11 protein-coding genes are annotated in these 12,593 nt (G+C 33.8%); 3 read left to right on the top strand and 8 right to left on the bottom strand.

All coding sequences use genetic code 11. The features are described 5' to 3' along the window. Positions 1 to 10 precede the first annotated feature (10 nt). Together ACSG5Z_RS20560 and ACSG5Z_RS20555 are read right to left on the bottom strand one after the other, a co-directional pair. Entirely contained in the window at positions 11 to 1,579 is a 1,569-nt protein-coding gene (locus ACSG5Z_RS20560) for a BCCT family transporter (protein ID WP_435712035.1), read from the bottom strand. A 360-nt stretch (positions 1,580 to 1,939) separates the two neighbouring features. Further along, positions 1,940 to 3,010, bottom strand: a complete 1,071-nt coding sequence (locus ACSG5Z_RS20555; RefSeq protein ID WP_098201014.1) for a nitric oxide synthase oxygenase — start codon at positions 3,008 to 3,010, stop codon at positions 1,940 to 1,942. Between the two features lie 217 nt (positions 3,011 to 3,227). Here ACSG5Z_RS20555 and sodA point away from each other — a divergent pair, with 217 nt between their 5' ends. Next, positions 3,228 to 3,854: a superoxide dismutase [Mn] gene (gene sodA / locus ACSG5Z_RS20550; protein ID WP_435712034.1), complete on the top strand. Its 627-nt coding sequence runs from the start codon at positions 3,228 to 3,230 to the stop codon at positions 3,852 to 3,854. Between the two features lie 88 nt (positions 3,855 to 3,942). On the opposite strand, the gene ACSG5Z_RS20545 is transcribed toward sodA, so the two are convergent. The 4 genes from ACSG5Z_RS20545 to trhA all read right to left on the bottom strand — a co-directional run bounded on the left by ACSG5Z_RS20545 (position 3,943) and on the right by trhA (position 7,878). Continuing rightward, entirely contained in the window at positions 3,943 to 4,830 is an 888-nt protein-coding gene (locus ACSG5Z_RS20545; protein WP_147786850.1) for an NAD-dependent epimerase/dehydratase family protein, read from the bottom strand. A gap of 99 nt (positions 4,831 to 4,929) precedes the next feature. Beyond that, positions 4,930 to 5,520, bottom strand: coding sequence for an AmiS/UreI family transporter (locus ACSG5Z_RS20540; protein ID WP_000542569.1), 591 nt, complete (start codon positions 5,518 to 5,520; stop codon positions 4,930 to 4,932). Between the two features lie 469 nt (positions 5,521 to 5,989). Beyond that, positions 5,990 to 7,006, bottom strand: a complete 1,017-nt coding sequence (galE, locus tag ACSG5Z_RS20535) for a UDP-glucose 4-epimerase GalE (RefSeq protein WP_435712033.1) — start codon at positions 7,004 to 7,006, stop codon at positions 5,990 to 5,992. Between the two features lie 224 nt (positions 7,007 to 7,230). Beyond that, positions 7,231 to 7,878 (bottom strand): PAQR family membrane homeostasis protein TrhA, encoded by a 648-nt coding sequence (trhA, locus tag ACSG5Z_RS20530; protein ID WP_435712032.1) that lies wholly within the window; start codon positions 7,876 to 7,878, stop codon positions 7,231 to 7,233. A 164-nt stretch (positions 7,879 to 8,042) separates the two neighbouring features. Here trhA and ACSG5Z_RS20525 point away from each other — a divergent pair, with 164 nt between their 5' ends. After that, positions 8,043 to 8,603, top strand: coding sequence for a DUF1836 domain-containing protein (locus tag ACSG5Z_RS20525; protein WP_088608190.1), 561 nt, complete (start codon positions 8,043 to 8,045; stop codon positions 8,601 to 8,603). A gap of 41 nt (positions 8,604 to 8,644) precedes the next feature. On the opposite strand, the gene dbpA is transcribed toward ACSG5Z_RS20525, so the two are convergent. Further along, positions 8,645 to 10,090 carry an ATP-dependent RNA helicase DbpA gene (gene dbpA, locus ACSG5Z_RS20520; protein WP_087981861.1) on the bottom strand — a complete coding sequence of 482 codons (1,446 nt, stop codon included), beginning with the start codon at positions 10,088 to 10,090 and terminating at the stop codon, positions 8,645 to 8,647. A 187-nt stretch (positions 10,091 to 10,277) separates the two neighbouring features. Further along, positions 10,278 to 11,309: an acyltransferase gene (locus ACSG5Z_RS20515; RefSeq protein WP_435712031.1), complete on the bottom strand. Its 1,032-nt coding sequence runs from the start codon at positions 11,307 to 11,309 to the stop codon at positions 10,278 to 10,280. A 240-nt stretch (positions 11,310 to 11,549) separates the two neighbouring features. Here ACSG5Z_RS20515 and guaC point away from each other — a divergent pair, with 240 nt between their 5' ends. Next, positions 11,550 to 12,533 carry a GMP reductase gene (gene guaC / locus ACSG5Z_RS20510; RefSeq protein ID WP_000432444.1) on the top strand — a complete coding sequence of 328 codons (984 nt, stop codon included), beginning with the start codon at positions 11,550 to 11,552 and terminating at the stop codon, positions 12,531 to 12,533. Positions 12,534 to 12,593 lie beyond the last annotated feature (60 nt).

The following is a 12,593-nucleotide window of genomic DNA, read 5'->3' as shown; positions in this document are numbered from 1 at the left end:
ATACAATTATTTATTTTGATTTACTAGCTTTTTGGAATAAGAAGCTAGTTTTATCTTCTTCTTTTACAATACCTTGTTTTAACGCTAATTCCCCTGCGACTTTAGGCGCTAGCCATAGCATTGGGAATAACAGAATAGATACCGGAACAGCCGTCACTACAATGAAGGATTGTAAGGCGTTAATACTTCCCTCACCCATATATAAAAGAATCGCCGCAACTGCGCCCATAATAAGCGACCAAAAAACTCGCAAACTAATTCTAGGATCTCCATCTCCAGTCACTGCCATTGAAATCGAATAAGCCATTGAATCTCCTGTTGTCACTACAAATAAAATTGTTAATAAAAGAAATGCAGGTCCAATAATATTAGATAGTGGCAGTTGCTCTGTAATTGCAATCATAGCCGCTGGCATACCAGATTCACTTAATGCGGTCGAGATAGAACCAGGATTCATTAACTCATAAAACACACCTGATCCCCCTAGTATAGTAAACCAAAACGTTGTAATAATAGGTGCAATAATTCCAATTGCAACGATGATTTCTCGGATTGTTCTTCCTCTTGAAATTCGGCTCACTAAAATTGCCATCATCGGTCCATATCCAATAAACCATCCCCAGAAAAAGATTGTCCACGATCCTAACCAAGCTGTATCACCACGATATGTGCTCATTGGAATAAATTCATTTATATAAAATCCAAACGAAGACACAAATGAATCGATAATAAATCCACCTGGTCCAAACAGTAATACGAATACCATTAATAAAACTGCTAACCTAACATTTAAATTACTTATAATTTGAATCCCTTTATCAATTCCCGTTACCGCAGATATAGTAGAAACAGCTACTACACAAACAATAATAGCTAATTGAGTAGTAAACACATCAGGAATGTTAAACAATGCTTGTAACCCATAACTTGCTTGTAGTCCTAAAAATCCGATTGGACCAATCGTCCCTGCAGCTACCGCAATAATGGCAAATACATCGATCATTGTTCCAAGCCAACTCTTTCGCAATCTCTCCCCAAAGATAGGATATAAAAGCGTTCGAGGTTTTAACGGCATATCTTTATGATAATGCCCGTACATCATAACTACCGCACTAATTGTACCTAAAATCGTCCAAGCCAGGAAACCCCAGTGCATATAACTTTGTGCTAAAGCAGGCATTACCGCTTCTTGCGTCCCAGCAGTTATACCTTCATGTATTGGTGGCACCGTCATCAAATGGTACATCGGCTCTGCGGCTGCCCAAAAAACGCCACCTCCAGCAAGTAATGTAGACATAATAATAGCGAGCCATTTTGTCGTACTAATCTCAGGTTTTTCTAGCCCCCCAAGTTTAACTCTCCCATATTTCGAAAATGCCATACACATTGCAACAACAAATGTACCAATTAATAAAACTTGCCAAAAGGCACCAAAATATTTAATTGAAGCTGCAAAACTGCTATTAATGACTCCCTCTACGTAACTTTTATTTAAAATAACTGCAATTACAAATAATAAAAGTGAGCCACCACTAATAAGAAATACAGGCCAATCCGTTTTTCGACTCTTCATTCTCATTTACACTTCCTCCTTCCTCAGCAATCTAAAAAAACAACTTTATTATGTTTTATTGTTTACATCCAAAACACAATGATTATATAAGCATAATAATTCATCAATTTTCTACACACTTATGTTGTCCCTAAAAATATGCTAAATCCCTTATTTAAAAGAAAATTTCTATTCCTATTACATAAAAAAGCAAAACAAAAGACCTTATATTTCTATAAGGTCTTCGAAACAGAAATTTGATTATAACATAAGGAACTCCTTGGTTCAAAAAGCTCCTTCCAAAAATAACCGAGAGTAAAGGCTTCCATTTGCTACGTAACAGTAATTAAAAAAATTATAATTTGCATAAAAAAACTATACTAAATATTATTTATGAAAGAAATTTGGCTTCAAAATTTCATTCGGATACGGTTTATGATAAATATGAGTGGTAGCTGGAGATAATGGCGGAATAAGCCACACCCAATTGCCCGTTACAACACGACCACAAGCTACTTCTTGCTTCTCAAATTGTTGAAATTGTTGTGCAGCAGTATGATGGTCAACAATACTAACTCCTTGTTTTTTAAAGGAATGTAACACAGCTACGTTTAATTCAATTAACGCCTTATCTTTCCATAACGTACCGTTTCTCGATGTATCGAGCTTCATCATCTCCGCAACAGCCGGCAGTAAATTATAACGATCATGATCCGCTAAGTTACGCGCCCCAATCTCCGTCCCCATATACCATCCATTGAATGGAGCAGCTGTATAGGAAATACCGCCAATTTCTAAGCGCATATCTGAAATCATTGGAACCCCATACCATTTTGCTCCTAAAGATGAGATTGGGTACTCTGGATGTTCAATTGGTACCTCTTTCACTTCTTTTTTTGGAATTTCTTTATATACAGGTTCTTTTCCATCGACAGAAAAAACAAGTGGCAATACATCGAAATTCGTACCTTCTCCTCGCCAGCCAAGTTCCTGGCAAAAATCCGTAAACGCAGTGGAATGAGAGTCACCAATCACTCCCATTTCTGTTTTATACCCTGCATACCGAATCAATTGGTGATTATAAATTCGTATATTATTTTCTTCACCTTGATATTGCTTAAAAATTGTAATTGTCGGTTTAACTTTCCCATCGTTCGTTGCATATTTAATATGATGAATTAATGCGTTGTATACACCTTCCTCATCATTTACTTCACGTGCATCTAATATGTGCATCTTACTCCAAAATAGTCTTCCGATACATCGATTACTATTGCGCCATGCCATTCGTGATCCATGAACAAGTTCTTCAAATGTATGCTCATACGTCCCCGTCTTCTCTATCTCAACTTGAATTTCTTTTATTCTCTCTTCTATGAATTGTTCTTTATTAAGCTCTTTATAGCAAACCGTAATAAAATGACTTGCTTCCTCTATTAATTGTTTCGTTTTACTCATAAACGATCTCCTTCTATTTCAACAAAACGTTACTACTTTACAGTATAAGCAAAAAGAATAAGAGTCACAAATGAAAGTCGAAGTGTTACTTTTATTGTAATATTTTTCAGAAAATTAAAGAGATTACTATTGACTTGTATAAAAAATAGGTGTATTTTTGACTCAGGTAAATTATTTTTACCTAGACCAACTTTTTAATAAGAAAGGAGGGAATGTTATGTCTTCATTTCAATTGCCAAAGCTTTCATATGACTATGATGAACTAGAGCCATATATCGATAGCAACACGCTTTCTATTCATCATGGAAAGCACCATGCGACATACGTAAATAACTTGAATGTCGTTTTAGAAAACTATACGGAATTACATAATAAATCTTTAGAAGAGTTACTATGTAATTTAGAAACTTTACCAAAAGAAATTGCTACAGCTGTCAGAAATAACGGTGGTGGTCACTATTGTCATAGTCTTTTTTGGGAAGTAATGAGCCCGCGAGGTGGCGGTGAGCCTAATGGAGACGTTGCAAAAGTAATTGATTATTATTTCAATACCTTTGACAACTTAAAAGATCAACTTTCCAAAGCAGCTATTAGTCGTTTTGGAAGTGGCTATGGATGGCTTGTTCTGGACGGTGAGGAACTTTCCGTTATGAGTACACCCAATCAAGATACACCTTTGCAAGAAGGTAAAATTCCATTACTCGTCATCGATGTATGGGAACATGCCTATTATTTAAAGTATCAAAATCGGCGTCCAGAATTTGTTACCAACTGGTGGCATACAGTGAACTGGGACCAGGTAAATGAAAAGTATTTACAAGCAATGCGATCACAAAAACATTAGTCGTGCGTATAAGGTAAGTTTGGTAATGTAAAATTAGTATTGTCGAAATCCTCCAGAATCCCCCGGATTGCCACCGGGGGATTTATGATTATTTCATTGCATGTATGTAATAACGTAATACTTGTTCTATTTCTATTTTCAATTCTCGGAACGGGAATCCTAATTCACTAGCTTTTCCATTATGTAATGTACAATTAATCACTTCATTATAAGGTGCTACATTATCTCCTACTTCTTGAACGAGTGCTTTTATTCCCGTATTTTCTTCTATGAAATGAATAACTTCTCGAGTAGAAACTACCCCGTTGCTACAAGCATTAATTGGCCCTTCTATGTCCTTCATCCCGCACCAAGCTAAAAATTCTCCTGCTTCTTTTTCATGTATAAATGATAACTCTCCATCTAGATCATTCACGGCGACAGGTTCTTGCTTCACAATATGTTCAACGTAAAATTGTAACCTTTTCGTATAATCGTTTTCTCCAATAACAACTGGAAAACGTACTGCAACAACTGGGAATGTTGCTTGTTGAAATGAAACCGCTTCGGCTAATCTCTTTCCTTCACTATAAGTAAAATCCTTCCTACCACCATACGTAACGGCATACTCGTACGGATTAAAGTTCTCTTCTAATAAGCCTAGTGCTGGCTCGTAAACAGCCATTGAAGATGTCATAATGTATTTCTTCGTTTTTCCTCGTAACACTCCACATACTATCTTCGCCGCATTCGAGCTATAGCATAAATTATCGTATACGATATCATAACTTTTATCTTTTAGACGCTCAGCTAGTTGTTTTTCGTCTTCTCTATCTACAATCAATCTGTTTACTACACTTCCAAAAGAATCTTCAGTAATGCCTCTCGTCGCAATTGTTACATCGTGTCCAGCTTGTAAAAGTGCTTCTACTAAATGTTTACCAAAAAATCTTGTTCCCCCTAGCACCAATACTTTTTTCAAATTCATCATCCCCATTTTGATAAATTGTAAAATACTACCTCTCTATTATAAATGCTAATATAGAAAAAGCATGGAATTCGTTTAACGATTCCATGCTTTTCTACAGAAAATATATTAACGTACTCGATATTTATAAATACAATAACAGAAGTATAAAATAGAAATTACGGATACATAAACCCATAGTTCATATACGAATCCCTCTCCCCATACTCCCATAAAATAAAAGAGTGAAGGCAACGTCAATGTTACCCATGATTGTACGAAGGCAATTCTTCCAAGATATTGATTGATATTCTTCTTTTGTGTATTTAATACAAAGAATAAATACCAAAGTAATGCCCACATAAACCACGTTAATGCATTAACAACATCGTGAAATTGAACAAATGAAACAACCATATAGAATAAAGCAATAATTGCTACCCAAATACAAAACCAACCTAAACCGCTACTATCCATTCCTTTTATAAAGGTAACACCTACATATAAATAGGTTAATCCAAATAAGAAAGTAGCTGCATATGAATACACTGTCCAATTGCTTTGGTCAGAAATCATGATCAAATAGAACGGAATAATAATTTGTAGTGCACCCACAAATAAATTAAAAACACCCGCACTTTTCATCTCTGCTTTCCCTAATATAACAAGACTATTTAAAAATAAAGCTGCACCCGAAAGTAATAATCCTACGTACCCCATATATCCTCATGTGAAAACCTTACATTTTCACACTGTACCCTCCCCGTCTTGTAAAAATTATATTATTCCTTATTCTCCTTCTTACTTACAACTACATACGAAGTTTTTTCAAAAATAAGTCAGACTTCCTACCTTAAAAAACAATAGAAAAACCCTTTTCATGCATTTCATACAGTAATGATGTCAATCAAAATATATCACGCAATAAAAACGCTTTCAATAATACGTAATTCAAGCAAAAAGCTAACAAGATTATTTGATTATAAACGCACTTTAACAATGATACAAGTATTGGAATACTTTTCAATAGAACCGGTTGCTATTCAAATGCTATGGTCAGTAATATTTTATTACATTCTCTTTCCTAAATTGAACATATTACTGACCTCAAGCAACATAATAAAGAAAACAATTTATTATATACATAAAATATCCTACAAATTAATAAGAGAATGCTTTACTAACTACCTTAAATCATTTGATAGCCGTTTTTATTATTTACCTGCCATCTCCAAGAATCTACACACATCTCTTCTAACCCATATTCTGCTTCCCATCCTAATTCTCGTTTCGCTTTAGATACATCAGCAAAACATACTGCTACATCACCAGGACGACGCCCTATCACTTTATAAGGTATTTTTTTACCTGAAACCTCCTCAAAAGCCTTTATCATCTCTAACACACTATACCCTTTACCTGTGCCAAGATTATATGCCTCTATTCCTTTCGTCTCAAGTACTTTCTCAAGTGCCTTTACATGTCCTTTTGCAAGGTCAACAACGTGAATATAATCACGGACACCTGTCCCGTCTTTTGTTGGATAGTCGTTTCCGAATATATTTAGTTCCTTTAATTTACCTACCGCCACCTGCGTTACATATGGCATTAAATTATTCGGAATCCCATTTGGATCTTCTCCAATACGACCACTTTTATGTGCTCCGAAGGGATTGAAATAACGAAGTAACGCAATACTCCATTCATCATCAGCTTTTGCCACATCACGCATAATTTGCTCAATCATTAATTTTGTTTGCCCATATGGATTTGTCACACTCAGCGGAAATTCTTCTGTAATTGGTGACGTTTTTGGAATTCCATATACAGTTGCAGATGAACTAAAAATAAACTTTTTAACATGATGTTTCTGCATCACATCACATAGTACGATTGTACCTATTATATTATTATAATAATATGTTAGAGGAATTGTAGTCGATTCCCCCACTGCTTTAAATCCAGCAAAATGTATAACCGCTTCAATATTATTTTTCAAAAAAATCTCATTCATTTTTTCACGATTTAAAACACTTTCTTTATAAAATTCAAATTGTTTTCCTGTTATTTCTTTTACTCGATTTAAGGACTCGATTGAACTATTTGAAAGATTATCTACGACTATAATTTTATAATTATTATTTAATAATTCTATACACGTATGACTACCAATATATCCTGCTCCACCTGTTATAAGTATCGCCATATATATAGTCCCCCACTTATTATTAATTATAAAATTTTATAACCTCAATACAAATCTATCCTACCACAAAAGACTGATAATTTAGAATATTTATTTCGAATTATTATTTATATAAAAAAGAGCCGCATAACCTTTACGTTATGCAACTCTTTAACATACATATGTGTCTATATCTTTATTTATTAATCAAGAAAAAATAAAAATCACTCGGAAATTTCATCTTGTTAAATTACGTAGCAATATACACTTAAAAAGTGAACAAGGTTTCCCAATAACACGAACACGTGAAAAATTTCATGATGCCCCATATGTTTAAACTCTAACCATTTTGGCTTTGTTCCATAAATAAATCCACCGATTGTATAAAGAATGCCTCCAAGCACTAGAAGCACGATACCTCCTGCACTTAAGTTAGCAGCTAACGGTGCAAAGAACAGAACAATTAACCAGCCCATTGTAATATAAATTGCTGTTGATAACCATCTCGGGCAACTAAACCAAAACATTTTAAAAACAATACCACAAATGGCAGTTGCATAAACTAAACAAAATAATAATAAACCGTTTGCGGAATGTAATGTAATTAAACAAAATGGTGCATATGTACCTGCAATCAATATAAAAATCATAGAGTGATCAAGCTTCCGAAAGAAATAAATAACACGTTCACTGGCTACAACACTATGATATACAGCTGATGCTGTATACAGAACCATCATTCCGATACCAAATAAAATAACAGCTGTAATTGCCGCAAAAGATGGCATCTTAATAGAAACTTTTACAAGCATAGCTAATAATGCAATAAATGATAATACAGCTCCTCCCAAGTGGGTAAAAGCATTAACTGGTTCTCTTACATAAGCATTCATATATACACCCCTCATATAATTACATGTAGTTTCAATAACTACATGTAATTATATACGCATTATTATTAGAGGTCAACATTTACAATTTATTTGTTTCGTAATACCATATTTAGAGATAAACTAAACATTATGCTCCACTAAGTTATAAAAGTGAGGGGTTCTACGTGGAAAATATAAATAAACTGCTTGAAACATTACATTTAGAAAAAAACATTACGCTTGAGGATATTCCAAATGTCGACTTGTATGTAGACCAGGTTGTCCAATTATTTGAAAATACTTATTCAGATACAACAAGAACCGATGATGAAAAAGTATTAACAAAAACAATGATTAACAATTACGCAAAAGGGAAACTGTTTATTCCAATCAAAAATAAAAAATACTCAAAAGAGCATATGATTTTAATCAGCTTAATTTATCAATTAAAAGGAGCCCTTTCCATTAATGACATAAAAAGCTCCTTAGAAAATATAAATGAATCCTTATTAAACGATGATTCATTCGAATTAAATACATTATATAAAGATTATCTTTCTCTTACCGAAAAAAACGTCGAAAGCTTTACACAAGACGTAAATAATCTTGTTTCAGAAGTAAGTGAAATTTCTTCCTTAGAAGATCCGAATCTAGAGAAATTTTTATTACTAACATCATTTGTGTCGATGAGTAATATGTATAGGCGCTTAGCTGAGAAGTTGATTGATGATTTAAAAGAATCTTAAATAAAAAAACTATCCACCTGTTATAGTGGATAGTTTTTTGTTTACTTAATTGCCTCATGAACTTTTAATTGTTTACCTTTTATCGTTGTATTTCTCATAACCTTTAAAACAAGTGGTCCTTTTCCGTTTAATATTTCAACATACGAAACATTATCTTGTATTGTAATAATACCTATATCATCAGCAGAAACACCTTGAATTTTAGCAATTGTACCAACGAAATCTACCGCCCTAATTTTCTTTTTCTTTCCGCCATTAAAGTACAATTTCATAATTCCTTTGTTTAGGTCTGCATTTTTATCTTTCTTTATAATTGGTTTAGCATATATTTTTTCTTCAAATACTGCTTTCTCTTTTATAACTTCTTCTTTTGAAGGTGCCAGTTCTTTTGGAATTTCAAATCCGATATATTCCTCGATCTCTTCTAAAAATCTATTTTCATAAGGCGTTATAAATGTAATAGCTTTTCCATTATTACCAGCTCGTCCCGTCCTTCCAGTACGGTGTACATAGCTTTCTTTTTCTAATGGAATATCGTAATTAATAACATGTGTAATATTATCAATATCAATTCCTCTCGCAGCTACATCAGTTGCCACTAAATAACGGAACTTTCCTTTTCTAAAATCATCCATAACTTCAAAACGATCTTCCTGCACCATACCACCGTGTATTTTGTCACAAGGATAATTAACTCGTTTTAGCTGTCTATATACATGGTCTACGTTTTCTTGTGTACGACAAAAAATAATGCAACTGTCTGGATTTTCAATCATAGTTACATCCTTAAGAAGTGAAAGCTTCTCTTCTTCCCTTACTTCAAAAAGGGTATGTTCAATTTTATCTGTTGTAATCCCAGCTGCTTTAATTTCAATATGAGTTGGTGCATTCATATATGTACGGGATAACTTTTCAATATCTTCCGGTAGGGTTGCTGAAAATAGCATTGTCATTCTTTTTGTAGGTAATTCATCAATAATTGCCTCTACTTGATCGATAAAGCCCATATTTAGCATTTCATCAGCTTCATCAATCACTAAATATTTCAATCGATCTAAAGAAAGGGTCCCTTTTTCAATATGATCCAACACACGTCCTGGGGTCCCCACTACAATATGCGTCTTTTGCTTTAACTCTAATTTTTGACGTGCAAATGGAGATTTACCATAAATTGCAGCAGCTTTAATTCTTTTGAATCGCCCTATATTCGTAATATCTTCTTTCACTTGAACAGCAAGTTCCCTCGTTGGTGTTAAAACTAATGCTTGGGGTTTATTCTCTTCCCACTCTACCATTTCACAAAGTGGTATTCCGAACGAAGCCGTTTTTCCACTTCCCGTTTGCGACTTTACAACAAGATCCTTCTTTTGCAATGCAACTGGAATAACCTCTCCTTGCACTTCTGTCGGATGCTCATATCCTAAACCAGTAAGTGCTCGTCTTACTTCTTTACTTAATGCATAATTACTAAAGCTTTTTTTACTCATATATTAACCTCATTTGATTTTATATTTAACCTATTATGTTCTTCATACCTCACTTTAGACTATAGTAAGATACTATATTAATCCACTGTTTTCAATTCGTTTCAACCTAAATTTATCTAAGTATAATTTTAAAATAGGAAAAGGCAGCCTTAATAATAAGTCTGCCCTATCTATACTGTATTCATTTTTACGGAACTAATTTTTTCACAACTGGTATTCTTTGCAATACTAACGTAATTACCAGACTAAGAACAATTGTAATCGTTACATTAATAGGTATTGCCAATATTGCATGTACACGCTCATTTACCTTAGGGAAAACCATGTACAACAAGTTATTTAATAAGAAGAAGTGAAGAATATAGATTCCAAGGCTTGCTTGATTTATAAAACGGAATAACAATGGTAATTCTCTTTCTGGCTTTTGGAATGCATATTTGAAAAATATAAATAATCCAATCGCCATCAGTACAACACCTGGCGCAAAATATCCATACCAAAACTGCTCTAACTGTCCATTTGCTTTTACTGTATAGTAATATGTAATAAAGAATGTACTAATAAATCCTACAAGTCCTCCAATGTAAGAAATATTCCTCCATTTTTTCGAAATATCGTAATTGGATAAATAATAACCAAGTAAGAAATACCCTACATAATTTGTAACGTAAAATAATTCAATGTTAAAGTTGATAGGATAATAATATTTCACTAAATTGACTACAACAGACGCATATAGCCATAAAATTAAAAAGTATTCTATCTCTCTTTTTTTAGCATTCTTCACAAAGATTTTCAGTAGAGGTGTAATTAAATATATCCCTACAATCATGTATAAGAACCATAAATGTCCCCCAATAGTATCCGTTAAAAAGTGCTTTATCCCTTGCTTTAAAGATGCCGGGAAATATCCTGCATATGCTCCATATGCATAAAATATAGCGCTCCAAGCTACAAAAGGTATAATTACTTTACTTGCACGCTTCTGTAAAAATTCCCCGACTGAAATATCTTTTGTACCCTTTAACAATAACGCTCCACTAATCATTACAAAAATCGGAACACTCGCACGTGAAATCGATTCAAACAAGTTACCAGTCATCCAGCGTGATACGTTATTTGCATCTAACATAGAAACATAACCAGCAGAAACGTGAATTGTAACCACTGCGATCGTTGCTAATACACGCAACCAATCCATATATACTAAGCGTTTCATTAGCACCCCTCCTAAATTTACCTCTTTAACTTTTATTTCCCAAACATAATTTTACATCAAATAATACTATGTTTAAACACATTTTAATTACATGAACTTACAACATACGTAGCTAAACCTTAATTTTTAAATATAAACATGAAAACCTTTGACTTATGAGTGAAAATAATGTAAATTATCTTTTGGACGAACATTTTTAAACAAAATGAATAAAATATTCGTATTTTAGGGGTGTAAATGATGGAAAACGTATTCGACTATGAAGATATTCAATTAATTCCTGCAAAATGTATTGTAAACAGCCGCTCTGAATGTGATACAACTGTCACTTTAGGTAAACATAAATTTAAATTACCTGTCGTACCTGCAAATATGCAAACGATTATTGATGAAAGAATCGCAACTTATTTAGCTGAAAACAATTACTTCTATATCATGCATCGTTTCCAACCAGAGAAACGTATCTCATTCATTAGAGATATGCAATCACGTGGATTAATCGCTTCTATTAGCGTTGGTGTAAAAGAGGACGAGTATGAATTCGTACAACAATTAGCTGCTGAGCAACTTACACCTGAATACATCACGATTGATATTGCACACGGACATTCTAATGCTGTAATCAACATGATTCAACATATTAAGAAGCATTTACCAGAAAGCTTCGTTATCGCTGGAAACGTTGGGACTCCAGAAGCGGTAAGAGAATTAGAAAACGCTGGTGCTGACGCAACAAAAGTTGGTATTGGACCTGGTAAAGTTTGTATTACTAAAATTAAAACAGGTTTTGGAACTGGCGGTTGGCAACTAGCTGCACTTCGCTGGTGTGCAAAAGCTGCAAGTAAGCCAATTATCGCTGACGGTGGTATTCGTACACACGGCGACGTAGCTAAATCTATTCGATTTGGGGCGACTATGGTTATGATCGGTTCTCTATTCGCTGGTCATGAAGAGTCTCCAGGGGAAACAATCGAAAAAGACGGCAAACTTTATAAAGAGTACTTTGGTTCAGCTTCTGAATTCCAAAAAGGTGAGAAGAAAAACGTTGAAGGTAAGAAAATGTTCGTTGAACATAAAGGTTCTTTAGAAGATACTTTAATCGAAATGGAACAAGATCTTCAATCTTCTATCTCTTACGCTGGTGGAACAAAATTAGACTCAATTCGTACTGTAGATTATGTAGTCGTGAAAAACTCTATTTTCAACGGTGATAAAGTATATTAATTTTAAATTTAACTCGAAGGACAAGCATTTTTATGCTTGTCCTTCTTTTTCATACATAGA

It is taken from the genome of Bacillus pretiosus, assembly GCF_051294775.1.
Lineage (GTDB): Bacteria > Bacillota > Bacilli > Bacillales > Bacillaceae_G > Bacillus_A > Bacillus_A wiedmannii.
Note: the sequence above shows the minus strand (reverse complement) of the source record. Positions and strands in the feature narration are given on the sequence as shown.